The organism is Trinickia sp. HAY1-2D (assembly GCF_056754935.1).
Map to the genome: position 1 here is coordinate 4,238,521 of NZ_JBPGWX010000002.1, position 18,095 is coordinate 4,256,615.

The 18,095-nt window shown below is 62.7% G+C and carries 18 protein-coding genes; 14 read left to right on the forward strand and 4 right to left on the reverse strand.

From position 1 onward, the window contains the following. Nucleotides 1-293: 293 nt before the first annotated feature. From ACR9ZC_RS26745 to ACR9ZC_RS26760, 4 genes are all read left to right on the forward strand, one after another. Entirely contained in the window at nucleotides 294-1,496 is a 1,203-nt protein-coding gene (locus tag ACR9ZC_RS26745) for a cation:proton antiporter (protein ID WP_481582563.1), read from the forward strand. Nucleotides 1,497-1,552: 56 nt separating this feature from the next. Continuing rightward, a complete protein-coding gene (locus tag ACR9ZC_RS26750) occupies nucleotides 1,553-2,671 on the forward strand; it encodes a YbdK family carboxylate-amine ligase (protein WP_331573596.1) in 1,119 nt (372 codons plus the stop codon). A gap of 443 nt (nucleotides 2,672-3,114) precedes the next feature. Next, nucleotides 3,115-3,759 (forward strand): MarR family winged helix-turn-helix transcriptional regulator, encoded by a 645-nt coding sequence (locus ACR9ZC_RS26755; protein ID WP_481582564.1) that lies wholly within the window; start codon nucleotides 3,115-3,117, stop codon nucleotides 3,757-3,759. Between the two features lie 277 nt (nucleotides 3,760-4,036). Next, nucleotides 4,037-4,498 carry an SET domain-containing protein gene (locus tag ACR9ZC_RS26760; protein WP_440560228.1) on the forward strand — a complete coding sequence of 154 codons (462 nt, stop codon included), beginning with the start codon at nucleotides 4,037-4,039 and terminating at the stop codon, nucleotides 4,496-4,498. On the opposite strand, the gene ACR9ZC_RS26765 is transcribed toward ACR9ZC_RS26760, so the two are convergent. Together ACR9ZC_RS26765 and ACR9ZC_RS26770 are read right to left on the reverse strand one after the other, a co-directional pair. Further along, nucleotides 4,499-6,007 carry a sensor histidine kinase gene (locus ACR9ZC_RS26765; protein WP_481582565.1) on the reverse strand — a complete coding sequence of 503 codons (1,509 nt, stop codon included), beginning with the start codon at nucleotides 6,005-6,007 and terminating at the stop codon, nucleotides 4,499-4,501. It lies immediately after the preceding gene. Nucleotides 6,008-6,031: 24 nt separating this feature from the next. Next, nucleotides 6,032-6,718, reverse strand: a complete 687-nt coding sequence (locus ACR9ZC_RS26770; protein ID WP_481582566.1) for a response regulator transcription factor — start codon at nucleotides 6,716-6,718, stop codon at nucleotides 6,032-6,034. A gap of 153 nt (nucleotides 6,719-6,871) precedes the next feature. Between ACR9ZC_RS26770 and ACR9ZC_RS26775 the strand changes: the two genes are divergently transcribed. Further along, nucleotides 6,872-7,114: a DUF3717 domain-containing protein gene (locus ACR9ZC_RS26775; protein WP_331573644.1), complete on the forward strand. Its 243-nt coding sequence runs from the start codon at nucleotides 6,872-6,874 to the stop codon at nucleotides 7,112-7,114. Nucleotides 7,115-7,155: 41 nt separating this feature from the next. On the opposite strand, the gene ACR9ZC_RS26780 is transcribed toward ACR9ZC_RS26775, so the two are convergent. After that, entirely contained in the window at nucleotides 7,156-7,461 is a 306-nt protein-coding gene (locus tag ACR9ZC_RS26780) for a 4a-hydroxytetrahydrobiopterin dehydratase (RefSeq protein ID WP_173257811.1), read from the reverse strand. 202 nt (nucleotides 7,462-7,663) lie between these two features. After that, entirely contained in the window at nucleotides 7,664-8,560 is an 897-nt protein-coding gene (locus ACR9ZC_RS26785; RefSeq protein WP_481582567.1) for a LysR family transcriptional regulator, read from the reverse strand. A gap of 106 nt (nucleotides 8,561-8,666) precedes the next feature. On the opposite strand from ACR9ZC_RS26785, the gene ACR9ZC_RS26790 reads away from it, so the two are divergent. The 9 genes from ACR9ZC_RS26790 to ACR9ZC_RS26830 all read left to right on the forward strand — a co-directional run bounded on the left by ACR9ZC_RS26790 (nucleotide 8,667) and on the right by ACR9ZC_RS26830 (nucleotide 18,080). Beyond that, entirely contained in the window at nucleotides 8,667-10,430 is a 1,764-nt protein-coding gene (locus ACR9ZC_RS26790) for a GMC family oxidoreductase (RefSeq protein WP_481582568.1), read from the forward strand. Between the two features lie 311 nt (nucleotides 10,431-10,741). Next, nucleotides 10,742-11,374, forward strand: coding sequence for a hypothetical protein (locus ACR9ZC_RS26795; RefSeq protein ID WP_481582569.1), 633 nt, complete (start codon nucleotides 10,742-10,744; stop codon nucleotides 11,372-11,374). Between the two features lie 245 nt (nucleotides 11,375-11,619). Beyond that, a complete protein-coding gene (locus tag ACR9ZC_RS26800) occupies nucleotides 11,620-12,399 on the forward strand; it encodes an ABC transporter ATP-binding protein (RefSeq protein WP_173257819.1) in 780 nt (259 codons plus the stop codon). Between the two features lie 5 nt (nucleotides 12,400-12,404). Then, nucleotides 12,405-13,175, forward strand: a complete 771-nt coding sequence (locus ACR9ZC_RS26805; protein WP_481582570.1) for an ABC transporter ATP-binding protein — start codon at nucleotides 12,405-12,407, stop codon at nucleotides 13,173-13,175. Nucleotides 13,176-13,263: 88 nt separating this feature from the next. Then, the gene (locus ACR9ZC_RS26810) at nucleotides 13,264-14,484 is read left to right on the forward strand and encodes an ABC transporter substrate-binding protein (RefSeq protein ID WP_481582571.1); all 1,221 of its coding nucleotides are present in this window, start codon (nucleotides 13,264-13,266) and stop codon (nucleotides 14,482-14,484) included. 75 nt (nucleotides 14,485-14,559) lie between these two features. Next, the gene (locus ACR9ZC_RS26815; RefSeq protein WP_440560217.1) at nucleotides 14,560-15,444 is read left to right on the forward strand and encodes a branched-chain amino acid ABC transporter permease; all 885 of its coding nucleotides are present in this window, start codon (nucleotides 14,560-14,562) and stop codon (nucleotides 15,442-15,444) included. After that, on the forward strand, nucleotides 15,444-16,415 hold the full coding sequence (locus tag ACR9ZC_RS26820) for a branched-chain amino acid ABC transporter permease (protein ID WP_481582572.1): 972 nt from the start codon (nucleotides 15,444-15,446) through the stop codon (nucleotides 16,413-16,415). Before ACR9ZC_RS26815 ends, ACR9ZC_RS26820 begins: the two co-directional genes overlap by 1 nt. Nucleotides 16,416-16,492: 77 nt before the next feature. Continuing rightward, on the forward strand, nucleotides 16,493-16,948 hold the full coding sequence (locus tag ACR9ZC_RS26825; protein WP_481582573.1) for a hypothetical protein: 456 nt from the start codon (nucleotides 16,493-16,495) through the stop codon (nucleotides 16,946-16,948). After that, complete coding sequence (locus ACR9ZC_RS26830; protein ID WP_481582574.1) at nucleotides 16,923-18,080, forward strand: ABC transporter substrate-binding protein; 1,158 nt, start codon at nucleotides 16,923-16,925, stop codon at nucleotides 18,078-18,080. The genes ACR9ZC_RS26825 and ACR9ZC_RS26830 overlap by 26 nt, the downstream gene beginning before the upstream one ends. The last annotated feature ends 15 nt before the right edge of the window (nucleotides 18,081-18,095 follow it).

Genomic DNA, 18,095 nt, shown 5'->3' on the forward strand with positions numbered 1-18,095 from the left:
AATCCGCGTTTCTTCCAGCATGAGTTGCGCGTTGGCGAATCGAGGCACCACTCGCCAACGGAACGGCGCCAGCCGAATCGGAATCACAGACGAGAGCGGCAGCGTCCCGTCCTAATTGTCCCGCCGGGGAGCGAGCTCGCCGGCACATCGTCGTTGCGCGCGGCTCGAAGCCAGCGCCCGCGACCCTCATCGAACCCGCCGGCGCGGTGCGCCGGTTCGGCAAATACACTGATCCGACATGCCGCTTCGTCCTCTCAGGCGGAGCGGACTGTCCGTAAAGGAGAAGCTATCTCATGAAATCGGCGTTTTCCTTCCTTCCGAGCTGGCCGTTCGCGACAAATGCGGTCTTCTGGGCAGGACTCGCCTTGCTCGTCGCAGGGCTGTGCGGCGAGCTCTGCTATCGCGCATGGCGCCTGCCGCGTATCTCGGGCTATGCGGTCATCGGACTCATCGCCGGTTCGGCCGGGGTCGGCGCCATCGATGCCGGCATGGGCGCGACATCGCGGCTTTTACTCGACGTCGCATTGGGCCTGCTGCTGTTCGAACTGGGCAGCCGTCTCGATCTTCGGTGGATTCGCCGTAACCCCTGGCTCATCGCCTCGAGCCTCGCCGAGGCGACGCTCACCTTCGCCCTCGTACTGATCGTCTTGTTGTTCGCCAAGGTGGCGCCGCCCGTCGCAACGGTGCTGGCTGCCATTTCGATGTCGACTTCGCCTGCCATGGTGATTCAGCTCAAGACGGAGTTGCGCGCGGAAGGGCAGGTGACGCAGCGGCTTCTGACGTTGACGGCGCTCAACAGCATGTATGCGGTCGTCGTCGAAAAGCTCGTCTCGAGCTGGCTACACCAGGAAGTGTACGGAAACGTTTTTGCCACGATCGTTCAGCCGGTCTATCTGCTTGTCGGCTCGCTCGTCGTCGCCTACCTGCTCGCGCGCGCCTGCATGTTCTTTTTCAAACGCATGAATATGCAAGACGAGCATTCGTTCGTTGCGCTGTTCGGCCTCGTACTGCTTGCGATCGCGATCGCGAATATTTTCAAGCTTTCGACGATCCTGAGCCTCCTGGCCGCCGGCATCATCGTCAAAAACCTCGAGCAAAAGCCGCAACTGTGGCCTCAGCATTTCGGCACGGCCGGATGGCTGCTGACGGTGATTCTCTTCGTGCTGACGCTGACGTCGTTCGAGTGGCACGACATCGCGCTCGGTGGCGTGGCGGCGCTAGGCCTCATCGTCGCGCGCTTCGTTGCGAAGCTCGTCGGCGTGCTGGCGTTCGCGAAACCGAGCGGCCTGGGATGGAACCAGGGCATCGCGCTCGGCGTGTCGCTCGCGCCGATGTCGGCGCTTGCCTATCTGCTGGCCGACGACACTTACCAGCTCTATCCGCAGTTCGATCCGACGCTGCGTGCCATCGTCATGTGTTCGATCGTGGTGCTGCAGATCGTGGGACCATGGATCGTCTACCGCAGCCTGACGCTCGTCGGCGAGCGCCGCGAGTAGGCGCCGCCGCGCGCCGCATCTTTTGCTCGTATCTGCCCGCATAACAGGACACGCACATGGCACTCGAAACCTTTGTCAATTCCAAGCCTTTCACATTCGGCGTCGAGCTCGAGATCCAGGTCGTCAATACGCACGACTACGATCTGACCAAAGCGGCGTCGGACCTCATGCGCCTCGTCAAGGATTACAAAGGCCCGGGCAACATCACGCCCGAGATCACCGAAAGCATGATCGAGCTGTCGACCGGCATTTGCACCTCGCATGAAGAGGCGCTCGCGCAGTTGCGCTCGATCCGGGACACGCTCGTCGCGGCGGCCGATCATCTCAACGTCGGTCTTTGCGGGGGCGGCACGCACGCGTTCCAGCAGTGGAGCGAGCGGCAAATTTTCGATGCGCCGCGTTTTCAATATCTGTCCGAGCTTTACGGGTATCTCGCAAAGCAGTTCACGGTTTTCGGCCAACACGTGCACATCGGCTGCCCCGATCCCGACAGTGCGCTCTTTCTGTTGCACTCGATGTCGCGCTTCATCCCGCATTTCATCGCGCTTTCGGCTTCGTCGCCGTATGTGCAGGGTGTCGATACCGGCTTTCATTCGGCCCGCCTGAACTCGGTATTCGCATTCCCGCTGTCGGGGCGCGCGCCGTTCGTGCTGACCTGGGATGCCTTCGAAGAATACTTTTCGAAGATGGTCGCAACCGGCGTCGTCAACAGCATGAAGGATTTCTACTGGGACATTCGGCCCAAGCCCGGTTACGGCACCATCGAGGTGCGGGTGATGGACACCCCGCTATCGGTCGATCGGGCGGCGGCGATCGCCTGCTATATCCAGACGCTTGCGCGCCACTTGCTCACGGACAAACCGTTCATTCCGAAAGAGGACGACTACCTCGTTTATACGTTCAACCGTTTCGAGGCGTGCCGCTTCGGCCTGGGCGGTACCTGCATCAATCCGCAAACCGGCGAACGACGCACGATATTCGAAGATATCCTGCAAACGCTCGACGTCATTGCGCCGCATGGCCGGGCACTTCAATCGACGGCCGCGCTCAACGAAATCGCGGCAATTGCCCGCGGGCAAGTGAACGATGCCGCGTGGCTGCGCGACGTGGCGTCGAAAGAAAAGTCGCTGCACGAAGTTGTCCGCCAGCAATGCATCCAGTGGCGCAGTGCTTAGGTTTACCGTCTTGACTCGTATACAAACGTAGTAATAGTTAACAAGCGACGCTCATTTCTGTGGACAACCTTGATTTTGCTTGCGATCTCAAAGGGATAGCGCTGCGATAACCGGGTGGACGAGCGGTGCGCAGCGCTTTTGGTCTGCTGATAACTTCGACGCAATTTTTTATGCGGCGGGGTTATCAAGAAAGACGCCACAATCGGCCAGCACGGTTATACAAACGTTATCCACAGCTTGGTTGCCAATACATGGCTGTGCGGTCGGCTTTACTCGCTTAAAATGGCGCGTCCGGTCGCGAAGTATCGAAGAGTAAAATCAGTTTGGCCCCAAGAGAGGGGGCGGGTCGTCCCACGGAAGGTTGCGGCGTGTCGAGAGGCACTGCGCGTGCGTAACCGGATCGGCAGCGGCAATGCTGTCACTGGCGAAAGCGAACAATGACTATGAGTGAAGGTGTTTTTACAGAACGGGCGAGTGGGCGCGTGACCCACAGCCTGTTACGGTTGGGCACGGCAATGCGCAGCCAGGCGTGGGAATGGGCTGAAAGTGTGGGACTCACGCCGACGCAAGGCGAAATTCTCATGCTGCTCATGCAGCGCAAGGCGCCGCTGCGCCTTGGCGAGATCGCGCGCGAAACGGCGCTGACGGCTGCCACGACGAGCGATGCGGTGAGCACGCTGGAGGCGAAAGGGCTGATCGAAAAGCGCCGTGCGCTCGACGATGGCCGCGCATTGGCGGTTCGCTTGACGGCGCGGGGCCGAACGGCGGCCAAGCGTGCGCAGCAGTGGCCTGAATTTCTGAATTCGGCGGTCGGCAAACTGGCCGATGACGAGCAAGCCGTGTTTTACCGTACGCTACTCAAGATGATTCGTCATCTCGAGGTGCAAGGCGACATGCCGGCGCATCGGATGTGCATGACATGCTGCAACCTCGTCACGAGCAAGAACCCGAAGAAGACGCCGCATCGATGCACTGCTTTCGGGCAGGACATCGGCGACATCAATCTACGCCTCGACTGCGAGCGCCACGAGCTGGCCGATTTGCCCACGCAGAAGAAGATCTGGAAGATCTTCGCGCAACAGACCTGACAGACTTCGCGCGGCGCGCTCGAGCCCGGCGCTCATGGCCCGCGGCGGTCCGTTTCCCGTTTTATTGCGGACAACGTTGAACGAAGATGTCGTCAACGTGTACGATTTCGCTTTGTGACGTGTGTCACGTCAGTGTCGACGCGGCGCCTATTGGCGCCGCGTTTCATATCGATCGCTGTTCTGGTCCCGCCAGCGATCCGTGATCGAAAATGCTCGCATAGGCGGCGACGCTCCCGCGCCGCGATGGCGACATGGAAGCTATTCAGAGGATTCGTCGATGAGTTCACGCAAGTTGGTCGTGCGCCGCTCGGGGGTGCATGGCAAGGGGGTTTTTGCCGCTCAACCGCTCAGGGCTGGCGAGCGCCTGCTCGAATACAAAGGGCAACGGATCTCATGGAAAGAGGCGGTGCGCCGGCATCCGCACGATCCGGACGAACCGAATCATACGTTCTATTTCGCACTCGAAGATGGGCGTGTGATCGACGGTAACGTGGACGGGAACAGCGCACGATGGATCAATCACTCGTGCTCGCCCAACTGCGAGGCCGAGGAAATCGAAGGGCGCGTGTTCATTCAGGCGCTGCGCGACATCTCCGCCGATGAAGAGCTGTTCTACGATTACGGGCTTGTCATCGACGAGCGCCAGACCAAGAAGCTCAAGAAGGAATACGCGTGCCATTGCGGCGCGCGGAAGTGTCGGGGCACGATGCTCGCGCCGAAGCGAAACGGCAAGGCTTGATCAGAGCCGGTAAGAGCTGGTCCGTTCCTCGCGAACGGGACCGGATTCGCGGTTCGGCTCGCGATCGTCATGGTTGGGCGCAAGCGGAATGCGCACCACGAACCGCGCGCCGCCGTCCGGGGCATCGGCGTAATGAACGCTGCCAGCGTGCAGATCCATGATGTCGCGCACGATAGCGAGCCCGAGACCCGCGCCGCCGTCGGCCGCATCGTCGGCGTTATCCTGCCGGTCACCGCGGAAAAAGCGCTTGAACAGATCGGCTTGTAGTGCCACGGGTACGCCCCTGCCGTTGTCTTCGACGGCAATCTCGGCGATGGGCGTATGGGCGGCCGTGACGGTGCGCGTAACGGTGACGGTCACCCTTGCCCCATCGAGGCGGGTGCTCGGCACGTACTTGAGCGCATTGTCGAGTAGATTGGCGATCACTTCGCGCAACAGCACGGGATTGCCCTTTACGACGAGCGAAGAATCGTTCGTCGGATCGTCGAGCCGCTGAAAGCCAAGGTCGACGCGCGCCGCGAGCGCGCGAGGCACCCACTCCGCCCCCGTTTCGAATGCGAGCGCCGCGATATCGACATCGACGAAACGCGCGGCCTGCGCCCCCGGTTCTGCGCGTGCGAGCGACAGCAATTGATTCGAGAGCCGCACGGCGCGATCCGCCGCCACGCGCAATTCACGCACGGATGCGAGCGATTGCGCGAGATCGCGGGCTTTCACGGCTTGTTCCGCATGCAGCTTGACGGCCGTCAGCGGTGTACGCAACTGATGCGCGGCGTCCGCGATGAATTTGCGTTGGGCGTCGAGTGCGGTCTTCAGGCGATCGAGCAGGGCGTTCAATGCGCTCGTCAACGGGCGGATTTCGAGCGGCACATGCGTTTCGTCGACGGGCTCGAGCGACATGTGCGTCTGGCGGTTCAGCGAATCGGCAAGCGTCGTGAGCGGGCCCAATTGCTGATTGACGACGCGCCAGACGATGCCCCAGCCGGCGAGCAGCAGCAGCAGGAGCGGCATCATGATCGCGACGAGGAATTCAGCCGCGATGCGGTAGCGATGACGCAGCGGTTGCGCGACCTCGACGACGATCGGCTTTTTGCCGCCTTCCTGCGCGACGCGAACCTGGGCGACGCGCACGAGCATGTCACGATGGTGCGTTTCGAAAATCGACGCGTAACGTGTCTCTCGCACGCTCGAGCCTATGAGCGGAAGATCGGGATCGCCGGCGAGATCGCGCTCGCCGTCGTTGATGCGATAGATCAGATGCTGCGGGGGATCGGAGAACATCGCGCGCGCGAGCGGCGGAACAACGATGCGCGCGTTGGGGCCGGCGATCTGGACTTGCTTGGAGATGGCGGTAGCCAGATCCGCGAGCGACCGATCGATGACGTGCTGCGTGTATTGCCACGCGAGCCAATACGCGATGAGGCCGCTCATCAGCGCGAGCAGAGACAGCGGCGCCGCCAGCCGCCGCAAGAGAGAACGACGCAAACTTGTCGCGGCGGCGTGAGGCATGTTCGACCGGCCAGGGCCCTACACTCAGGACGCCTGACGAATCTCCTGCAACAAGTAGCCGAAGCCGCGCACCGTCACGATTTCGACGCGACAGTTTTCGAGCTTTTTGCGCACCCGGTGTACGTAGACCTCGATGGCGGTATCTCCGAGGTCTCCGCCGAAGTGAGTCAGATGGTCCTGCAACTGCGCCTTGCTGACCACCCGGCCATGGCGCAACAGCAGCATTTCGAGCACGGCGAATTCGCGCGGCGAAAGCTCGAGCGCCTTGTCTTCGTTGAAGATGCGGCGATCGACACCCGACAGGCGCACGCCGCCCAGCGAAACTTCCGGGCGCGGTACGTTGTTGGCGGGGCCGCTACGGCGCATGACAGCACGGATGCGCGCTTCGAGCTCGGCGGGCTCGAACGGCTTGAGCATGTAATCGTCGGCGCCGGCATTGAGGCCTTGCACGCGGTCGCTCAGGTCGTCTCGTGCCGTCAGCACGATCACGGGCGTGTGTCGGTTGCCCTGCCGGAACCGCGAGAGCAGCGTCATGCCGTCGATACCGGGCAGGCCGAGATCGAGGATGATCAATTCATGGCGGTTTTGCGTGAGAGCCTGTTCGGCGAAGATCCCGTCGTGAACCATGTCGACGGTGAATCCGGCTTGTTCGAGGCTGCTTTGGATGCCGCGTGCGATCGGGCGGTCATCTTCGATCAGGAGGAGTCGCATGGAAGTCGCTCAAGTACAATGGGTTACGCATTCAACGCGCGCTGGGGTCAACGTGCCGGCACGCGGTTCGCTGGAGCCTCGTCGCCACAGTCGAGCGCGAGCCGCTTGCCACGCCGGGTCCGCCCGGGCACCCATGCAGCCGTCACCTCAACCATGTCCGATATTACGATCAACGAACTCGAAGCGGCGATCAACTTCTGGCGCGCCCGCTCGCCATCGAGCGGCGACGAACTCAGCCTGTGCAAGGAGGCCAGTGCGCTCTCCAAGCCGTATGCGTTGCTGATTGTACAGCGTCGGGGGCATATGCCGGTGGAAGCGCTGGAGGCGCCCGCCCGCGCGGCCTGGGACGGGTATCGCCAGGCCATGGACGGCGAGGCGGGGCGGAGCGACGGTTGACGGACGGGCGATGGCGGGGGATGGCCCCCCACGCCGATTTCTCAGTTGCGCTGCATCGTACGTGCGACGTCGTCGATAAAGCGTGCGAGCACGAGATCGCGCTCGGTCACGCCTTGCGCTTCGTGCGTAGATAGCGTGATATCCACGGTCTGATACACGTTGAACCACTCGGGATGGTGGTTCATTTCCTGGGCCTTGATGGCCACGCGGGTCATGAACCCGAACGCTTCGTTGAAATCGGCGAATTTGAACTGGCGGTGAATGGCGTCGCGACCGTTGACGGGCAGCCAACCTTGCAGCTCGGTCATCTGCCGGGCACGTTCCTCGGAAGTCAGCTTATGAATCATGGGAATTTCCTCTCAGTGGGGCGGCCCGGCGGCGCTCAGCCTCGCCGCGACGGTCGCCAGCCCAACAGGCATTTTTTCACAGATCCCGCAGTGATGTACCCCGTGCGGCTTTTCGTCGGACATGCGCCGGAAAGCCGGCTAAATCGCGCGCGATCGGCGCAACTGGGTGGCGTGCCTGGCAGCGCCGCGCCGGCTCGATCGCTCAAGTCGCCCATTGCGCTTCCGCGAGCTTGAACGCGGCAGCGATAGGCGGTTCGTCCATGCGTGCCGCGAGCGCGATCAACGTGAGTTCGGTCGGCACCGTGATGCCTTCGACGATCGTCAGCCCATGTGCGTGCGCTTCGGCAAGCGCGATCGAGTCGCGCGCGAGCGTCAGCCCGACGCCCGATTTCACGAGATCGAGCATCGAGGTTTCCTGATCGACCTCGGCAACTTTGATGGGGCTCGCCCCGGCTTCGGCGAAGCGGCGCGACAACAACCGCTGATGCGCCGATGCGGCCGGCGTCCAGATCCACGGCAGCGCGGCCAGCGCGCGCCAATCGCTTGCCCGGCTCACACGGTCCTTCCAGCCGGCCGGCGCGAGTACGCGGTACTGAAAGCGCGTGAGTGTGGCCGTGTGGAAGAGTCCTTCGGGCATGCCGTCTTCGACGGGTTGGCCGATGTAGTAGCCGACATCGAGCTCGCGGGCGCGGATCTCCTGCGCCACCCAGCCCGACATCCCATGGCGTAGCGCGGTTTCGATCTGAGGATAGGTTTCCACGAGCTGCTTGAGAAACCCGCCCAGGCGCAGGAAATGGGGATCGAGAATCGTACCGATACGCAGTTTGCCGCGCACTTCCTGGCGCAGCGCTGCCGCCGCCCGCTCCACATCGCCGGCCGCGGCGAGCGCGCGTTCCGCGTGGGGCAGCAGCACTTGTCCGTCGCGTGTCAGAACGAGCCCGTGCGCCGTGCGTGAAAACAGCGCCATGCCGAGCGTTTCCTGCAAATTCTTCAGTTGCAGACTGACGGCCGGCTGGGTGAGGTGCAGCTGCGCGGCCGCCCGCGTCAGATTGCCGACGCGGGCGACGGTGACGAACGCACGCAGCAATGTCAGGTCCATGCCGCGATATTAGCGCGGCTTATATCGCAATTGAACAGAACTCATTGGATTTCCATGATCACCGGCGCGTACGCTTGCGAGCGACGAGCAACCGCGGGGATGCGCCATGGACAAAGAGACGATTTCAGCCGGCGAATTCGACTATGTGATCGTCGGCGCGGGCACCGCGGGGTGCGTTCTTGCCGCGCGGCTCAGCGAGGACAGCAGCGCACGCGTGCTGCTGATCGAGGCGGGCGGCAAGGACGATTATCACTGGATTCATGTTCCCGTCGGCTACCTCTACTGCATCGGCAACCCGCGCACCGACTGGCTCTATCGCACCTGCGCCGAACCGGGCCTGAACGGGCGCGCGTTGTCGTATCCGCGCGGACGTGTGCTCGGCGGCTCGTCTTCGATCAACGGCATGATCTATATGCGCGGTCAGCGCGAGGATTATGACGAATGGGCCCGCATCACAGGCGATGCTTCGTGGTCGTGGGATGCGGTTCTGCCGGTCTTCAAGCGCAGCGAAGATCACCACGCCGGCGGCAATACATGGCACGGTGCGGGCGGTCCCTGGCGCGTCGAGCGGCAACGCCTGAAATGGAAAGTGCTCGAGGCGTTTCACGAGGCCGCTCAGCAGGCGGGCATTCCCGCCACCGACGATTTCAATCGCGGCGACAACACCGGCGTCGGCTATTTTGAAGTCAATCAAAAGCGCGGCGTACGCTGGAATGCATCCAAGGCGTTTCTGCGGCCGGCGCTTGCTCGGCCCAATCTCACGGTCGTGACCGATGCGCACGTGAATCGGCTCGTGTTCGAGGGCAGGCGGTGTGTGGGTGTGGCCTATCGGCGCGGCAACCCCGCCGTTGGCGAGGGGGGAATGCGCGAATTCGTCGCGCGTGCGCGCGGCGAGGTCGTCGTCGCAGCCGGTGCCGTCAATTCGCCGCAGTTGCTCGAGCTGTCGGGCATCGGCAATGGCGCGCGTCTTCAGCGGCTCGGTATCGGTGTCGTGCAGGATCTGCGGGGCGTCGGCGAGAACTTGCAGGATCACTTGCAGTTGCGCATGGCCTACCGCGTGCACGGCGTACGCACGCTCAATACGCTGTCGGCCCACTGGTGGGGCAAGCTGTGGATCGCCGCGCAATATGCGTTCTCGCGCAGCGGCCCCATGTCGATGTCGCCTTCGCAGCTTGGCGCGTTCGCCAAGTCGTGCCCCGACGATTTGTCGATCACGCGTCCCGACATCGAATATCACGTGCAGCCGCTCTCGCTCGATCGCTTCGGCGAGCCGCTGCATCGCTTCAATGCGTTTACCGCATCGGCTTGCCATCTTCGGCCGACTTCGCGCGGCAGTATCCACCTCCAATCTCCCGATGCGAGCACGCCGCCGCTCATTGCACCCAACTATCTGTCGACCGACTACGATCGCCATGTGGCCGCCAATGCACTGCGACTCACGCGGCGCATCGTGGCTTCGCCGGCGCTCGCCCGCTACATGCCGCAGGAGATCATCCCGGGCATCGAATTCCAGACCGAGGACGAGCTCGTCAAGGCAGCCGGTGCGGTAGGCACGACGATCTTTCATCCGGTCGGGACCTGCCGCATGGGCGTTGCCGACGATCCCGCCGCTGTCGTCGATTCCCGCTTGCGCGTGATCGGGGTGGCGGGGCTGCGCGTTGTCGATGCGTCGGTAATGCCGACAATCACATCGGGCAACACGAATTCGCCGACGTTGATGATCGCGGAGCGTGCGAGCGAGATGATTCGCGCCGACCGGCGAGCGGATCAGGGTGTGTCCGCAATCAATGCCGAGCAACGGGTTGCGCCCGGCGCAGTGGACGTATCGGCTGGCCAATCGGTCGGGCGTCTCACCGACGCGAAGGCATAGTCCATAGCCGATGCACGGCGAGCGACGATGAAAAGCTTTTCGGTGGAGTGGTGTCCGCTTCGTGAAAACCGGCCATATGCATTGGCGCAATGGCTAGAGTTCCCACTGTCGAAATCAAGCAGTGCGGAGCCTCTCTCATGGGAAACGACATCGGACCGACTGGCCCCCGTGCGACGGGCGGAAGTGACGGTGAGCCGGCTCATCCGGTGAATCGAGCTGCCGAAACGCCGGCGCACGCGCCGACGCCTCGCGCGAACCCCAGTGCACTCCTCGCAAAACTCGTTGGGCCCGTGCAGCGAATGGCTGGTGCCATGCGCGGTTTCCGGGCTTCCTCATCAGCGGATGATGCGCGCGCGGCCGAGTTGCGCGCAAAGACGCTCGATCGCGCGCGGAAATCCTGGCATGCATGCACGATAGACAACGGCAACTACGCCCAAATCCTGGACTCGATCGCGCGCTCGCTCACATTCGACGGGCTGTTCGACGAACCGCCGCCGCTCGGCGATGTTTCGCGCGGCGCCCCGAAGCGGGTGGCCGAGCATCCGGCTCACCGAGCCGTCGACCCGAGCAACGTCGAGGAGCTGCGGACGGTATTTTCGGACATGCGGGCGTTGTCATCGAGCCTCCCAGCCCATAGCCAGCGCCACTGGGTCGCAGCGCTCGTCCGGATTGCGGGCATGCTGCCGCACTCGCAAGGAGAGCAAAGCGAGCAACGCCAGGCGCTGTCAGCTGCACGACAGGCATGGGACAGACGGAAAATCCACGCCGCGGATTACGCGGGCATTCTTTCGATGCTCGGCCGAGGCGCCGGTTCGGCGCATCCAAAGGTCGACCCGGAATTACTCGACGACATTTCCATGGAGTCCTTGAAATTGCCTCTCCCGCTCAAAGAGGCGCTCGCCCGCTCGCTGCAGCAGGCGGCCATTGCGCCCGAACAGGAATAGTCCGGCGGTTCGAGTCCCGGGTTACGTAAACAAACCTAAGTGCAAATCCCGATGAATGCGCTGCATCATTGGGGAGACAATCTCCGATGCCGCATGGTGCGGGGCCGACCTTCCCGCAATGATGCACCATGCCAAAAAAATGGCGGGGCTTGCGTCTTGACACTCAAACCCCGTTCCGATGCGACGCGCCCACCCGGCGCGCGTGACAAAGCGGCGCAACGCCCAACTTCGGCATGGAAGGGGACATGATTCTCGGCGACACGATTCTCGAAACGCGCGGGCTCACCAAGGAATTCAAAGGATTCACGGCCGTGAACGGCGTGAACCTGCGCGTGCGCCGCGGCTCGATCCATGCTCTGATCGGCCCGAACGGCGCGGGCAAGACGACCTGCTTCAACCTGTTGACCAAGTTTCTCGAACCCAGCGCGGGCCAAATCGTTTTCAACCATGTCGATATCACGCGCGAGCGGCCCGCCCAGATTGCGCGCCGGGGCATCATTCGTTCGTTCCAGATATCGGCCGTGTTTCCGCATTTGACGGTCTTGCAGAACGTTCGCGTGGGTTTGCAGCGTACGCTCGGCACCGCGTACCACTTCTGGCGCTCGGAGCGCACGTTGGAGGCCCTCGACGCGCAGGCCCACGATCTGCTATCGCAGGTGGGTCTGACCGATTTTGCCGATACGCCGACGGTCGAGTTGTCGTACGGCCGCAAGCGCGCGCTCGAGATCGCGACGACGCTGGCCATGGAGCCGGAACTCATGCTGCTCGACGAGCCGACACAGGGCATGGGACACGAAGATGTCGATCGCGTGACCGCGCTCATCAAGAAAGTCTCGGCGGGCCGGACCATCCTCATGGTCGAGCACAACATGAACGTGATCGCGGGCATCTCCGACACGATCACGGTCTTGCAGCGCGGCGAGGTGCTGGCCGAAGGCAGCTATGCGGAAGTTTCGAAGAATCCGCTCGTGATGCAGGCGTACATGGGCAGCGCCGAGGCCGCCCTCACAGGGGCGCACGGATGAACCAGATGGCGCATCAAACGCATCAAAACATCGAAGCCGACGCGCGGGCGGCAGCCGTCGCGCCGCAGGGCACGCCTGCGCTGACCATTGCGGGCTTGCAGGCGTGGTACGGCGAGTCGCACATCCTGCATGGCGTCGATCTCACGGTGAACCGCGGCGAAGTCGTGACGCTGCTTGGCCGCAACGGGGCAGGGCGCACCACCACGCTGCGCGCGATCATGGGCCTCACCGGGCGGCGTACAGGCTCGATTCGCATCGGCGAACGCGAGACGATCGGTCTGCCTACGCACAAGATCGCGCACTGCGGTGTCGGGTATTGCCCCGAGGAACGCGGTATCTTTTCGAGCCTGTCCTGCGAAGAGAATCTGATCCTGCCGCCGCTGGTGGGCGCCGGCAAGGACGCGATGCCGATCGACGAGATCTACACGATGTTCCCGAACCTGAAGGAGCGGCGCGCAAGCCAGGGCACGCGGCTATCGGGCGGGGAGCAGCAGATGCTGGCCGTGGCGCGTATCTTGCGCACCGGGGCGAACCTGCTGCTGCTCGACGAGATCTCCGAGGGACTCGCGCCCGTCATCGTGCAGACATTGGCGCGCATGATCCTGACGCTCAAGGCGCGGGGTTATACCATCGTCATGGTCGAGCAGAACTTCCGCTTCGCGGCGCCACTTGCGGACCGGTTCTATGTCATGGAACACGGTGGCATCGTCGAGCACTTCGAAGCGAGCGAGCTCGAACGCAAGATGCCCGTGCTGCACGATCTGCTCGGCGTTTGAAGCTCCATAAGCGTTTCCTTGCATGCGGCGCGACGCGACGCATGCGTCAAAATAGTTGCACGAACAACCATAAGCGAAGGAGATTCTGATGAGGACCAGTTTGTTCGCAAGCGCTGCCCGGACGCTCGCGCTGACCGCTACCGCGCTCGCCGCCGGGCTCGCGGCGCAGCAGGCCACCGCGGCCGAGAATCAAGTCACGATCGGGTTCATTACCGATATGTCGGGGCTCTATGCCGACATCGACGGCAAGGGTGGGGCCACGGCGATCCAGATGGCCATCGACGACTTCGGGGGCAAGGTCAACGGGTTGCCGATCAAGCTGCTCACGCAGGACCACCAGAACAAGGCCGACATCGCCGCATCGGCAGCGCGCAAGTGGATCGACACCGAAGGCCTCGATATGCTGCTCGGCGGGACGAACTCGGCGACGGCCTTGTCGATGGACGAGGTCATCAAGGAGAAAAAGCGGCCGTACTTCTCGATCGGCGCGGGCACCGATGCGCTGACGAACAAGCAGTGCACGCCCTATACGATCCACTACGCATACGACACGACAGCGCTCGCACGCGGTACGGGCTCCGCGATCGTGAAGCAGGGCTTCAAGACGTGGTACTTCCTGACGGCCGATTATGCGTTCGGCAAATCGCTGGACAAGAATACGACCGAGGTCGTCGAAAAGAATGGCGGGAAGGTGTTGGGTCACGCTTTCCATCCGCTCTCGGCATCCGATTTCTCGTCGTTCCTGCTTCAGGCTCAGGCATCGAAGGCACAGGTGCTCGGCTTGGCGAACGCGGGTGGCGACACCGTGAACTCGCTCAAGGCAGCGAAGGAGTTCGGCATCACGAAGACGATGAAGATCGCGGCACTGCTGATGTTCATCGACGATGTGCATAGCGTCGGCCTGCCGACGGCGCAAGGTCTTCTGCTGACGGACAGCTGGTATTGGGATCAGAACGCGAAGTCGCGCGAATGGGCTCAGAAGTACTTCAAGAAGACGGGCAAGATGCCTTCGAGCCTGCAAGCGGCCGACTACTCCGCGACGATGACTTATCTGAACGCCGTGAAGGCCGTCGGTTCGACCGATCCCGACAAGGTCATGGCTCAGTTGCACAAGCAGCCGATCGATGATTTCTATGCGAAGGGTACGGTGCGCCCCGACGGTGTCATGCAGCACGACATGTATCTGTTCCAGGTGAAGACGCCGGCCGAGTCGAAGAAGCCATGGGACTACTACACGCTGAAGGCGACGATCCCGGGCGACCAGGCGTTCGGTACCAAGGCGGAAACGCAGTGCGAGCTCTGGAAGTAAACGCAGTGCGCGGCGCGCGGTGACGATGCGCGCCGCGCTTTTCGCTCGCGGCCATCCTTTTCGACGGCAGGTTAAATGGACATCTTCGGCATTCCGTTGCCAGCGATGCTGAGCCAGCTCTTGCTCGGGCTCGTCAACGGATCGTTCTACGCGATCCTGAGCCTGGGGCTGGCGGTCATCTTCGGCATGCTCAACGTGATCAACTTCGCGCACGGCGCATTGTTCATGCTCGGCGCGATGCTCGCCTGGATGGGGTTCAACTATCTCGGCCTGCCGTACTGGGCGATGCTCGTGCTGGCACCGCTCGTGGTCGGCGCGTTCGGTATCCTGATCGAGCGCACGATGCTTCGCTGGCTCTACCGGCTCGATCATCTCTATGGCCTGCTGTTGACGTTCGGCATCACGCTCGTCATCGAAGGCGTGTTCCGCTCGCTCTACGGTTCATCGGGGCAGCCCTACGACGGTCCGGAGTTGCTTGCGGGCTCAACGAACGTCGGATTCATGTTCCTGCCGAACTATCGCGCATGGGTCGTGGTGGCTTCGCTCGTCGTTTGCTTCGCCACCTGGTTCGTCATCGAGAAGACGCGCATTGGCGCCTATCTGCGCGCGGGCACCGAAAACCCGAAGCTCGTCGAGGCGTTCGGCGTGAATGTGCCGCTCATGATCACGCTCACGTACGGTTTCGGGGTGGCGCTCGCGGCTTTCGCGGGCGTGCTCGCCGCGCCGGTCATCCAGGTCTCGCCGCTGATGGGGCAATCGATGATCATCACCGTGTTCGCGGTCGTGGTGATCGGCGGCATGGGCTCGATCATGGGGTCGATCCTGACGGGCCTGATGCTCGGTGTCGTCGAAGGGTTCACGCGCGTGTTCTATCCGCAGGCCTCGTCCACCGTCGTCTTCGTCATCATGGCGCTCGTGCTGCTCGTGCGCCCCGCGGGTCTTTTCGGCAAGGAACGGTGATGCAGAGAAAAGCGCTCTATGGCCTGCTCTTCGCGGGCCTCCTGATCGCGCCGTGGGTCGGCGTATACCCCGTGTTCGTCATGAAGGTACTTTGCTTCGCGCTCTTCGCGGCGGCCTTCAATCTGCTGATCGGCTACACGGGATTGCTGTCGTTCGGCCACTCGATGTTCCTCGCCACTGCCGGCTACGCCACGGGGTTCGCGATTCAGTCGCTCGGGTTTCCGCCGCTCGTCGGTGTCATCGCCGGCACCGCGGCCGCGACGCTGCTCGGGTTCGTCGTCGGACTCTTTGCCATCCGGCGGCAGGGTATCTATTTCGCCATGGTCACGCTGGCCTTCGCGCAGATGATCTACTTCATCTATTTGCAGGCGCCGTTCACGCATGGCGAGGATGGCCTGCAAGGCGTGCCGCGCGGCACCTTGTTCAAGGTGATCGATCTGTCTTCCGATGTCGCGCTCTACTACCTCGTGCTCGTGGTCGTGACGCTCGCCTTTGCGCTGATCGTGCGCATCGTTCATTCGCCGTTCGGTCAACTGATGACGGCCATTCGCGAGAACGAGCCGCGGGCCATTTCGCTTGGCTACGACACCGATCGCTTCAAGCTGCTCGCCTTCGTGCTCTCGGCCGGGCTCGCGGGCCTCGCGGGTTCGCTGAAAGTACTCGTGCTCGGCTTCGAGACGCTCAGCGACGCGCATTGGACGATGTCTGGGCTCGTCGTGCTGATGACGCTCGTTGGCGGAATGGGCACGCTGTTCGGGCCCGTCCTCGGCGCCACGATCATCATCACCCTGGAGGACCGGCTCGGCGATATCGGCGGCGTGCTGGCGTCGGCGACGGGCGTCACCTGGTTCAATACGCTCGGCGAATCGACGACGATCGTCGTGGGCTTCATCTTCATCGTATGCGTACTCGCGTTCCGGCGCGGCATCGTCGGTGAGATCGTGTCCCGCGTGCGTATGCTGCGTGCGTGAGTGCGAAGTCCGTACGTTTCGCGTGCCGGATGCGTATGAATTGCGCGCGAATGCACACCACTAGGGAAAGTGCTAGGTTGTCGCCCCAGACGGGGGCGTTTAATCTTCGTTCCAGTTCTGATGCACCGAATTTGCAGGTGGAGAACGAGGAGACAATCGAGGCACTCAGTGCCCGGACGAAAGCGCTGTTGGAGAGATCCAACAGCGCTTTTATTTTGCCGTTCGCTTTTCAGCACCCGCACGAGACCTGCCGCGGCCAGCCGCCATTCGCATCGTTATCGTTGCGTATCGCCATCGCGCGAAACGCACCGCTTTTCCCCCGTTTCCTTTTCCAGCGCCGTCGCGCCAGTGTGGCCCGCGGCGTGGCAACGCCTGCGTGCTTTTGCCGCCGCGCGCCGCGCTTCACGCTACGATTGGTATTTTCTCTCGGTGTACGAATCGATTCAGATCGCCGGACAGACCGGCTACAACAACAACGCTTTCGAATGAAGCGTCTGGAGATCCGCAATGACGATGAAGCAGTGGGTATGTAACGGCACGATCGCGGCACTGGTCTGCGCCTGGGGTACCGCGTTCGCGCAGGTGAAAGTCGGCGTTGTCTTGTCCGCCACGGGACCGGCTGCATCGCTCGGCATTCCCGAGAAAAACACCATCGAGTTGCTGCCGAAGGAAATCGGCGGCAAGAGCGTGCAGTACATCGTGCTCGACGATGCGTCCGATACGACGAAGGCCGTTCAGGACGCGCATAAGCTCATCGACGAGGATCACGTCGACGTCATCGTCGGCTCGAGCACCACGCCGAACTCGATGGCCATGCTCGATGTCATCTCCCAAGCGAAAACGCCGATGATCTCGATGGCCGCTTCGGCCAACATCGTGCAGCCCGTCGATGCCAAGCGCAGCTGGGCGTTCAAGACGCCGCAAAACGACAGTCTCATGGCCGATGCGATAGCGAGCTACATGCAGTCGCACGGTATAAAGACGGTGGGCTTCATCGGCTTCACCGACGCTTATGGCGAAAGCTGGCATCAGGCGTTCACGAAGGCAGCGGGCGAACACGGGCTCAAGCTCGTCAGCGACGAGCGCTATGCGCGTACGGATACCTCGGTGACGGGGCAGGTACTCAAGACGATCGGCGTGCGGCCCGATGCGGTGCTGATCGCCGCCTCGGGCACGCCGGCCGCGTTGCCCGCCAAGGAACTCAAGGCACGCGGCTACGCGGGCAAGGTCTATCAGACGCACGGGGTGGCGAACAACGATTTTCTGCGCGTGTGCGGTAAGGACTGCGACGGGGAAGTGCTGCCGGTCGGTCCGATCCTCGTAGCCGATCAACTGCCCGACACGAACCCCGTGAAGAAGTCGGCGCTCGCTTATAAGAGCGGCTACGAAGGCAAGTACGGCGCCGGGTCGGTCGTCACGTTCGGCGGCCACGCGTGGGACGCGGGCCAGATGCTGCAGCAGGCGATCCCCGGCGCGCTGAAAAGCGCTCAACCCGGCACGCCGGAGTTCCGCGCGGCGTTGCGCACTGCGCTCGAAGAAATCAAAAACCTGCCCGTTTCGCACGGCATCATGACGATCACGCCGACCGATCACAACGGCTTCGACAAGCGTGCACGCGTGATGGTGCAGATCGTCGATGGGAAGTGGAAGGTCGTCGGCGAATAGGTCGAATAGGTCGGG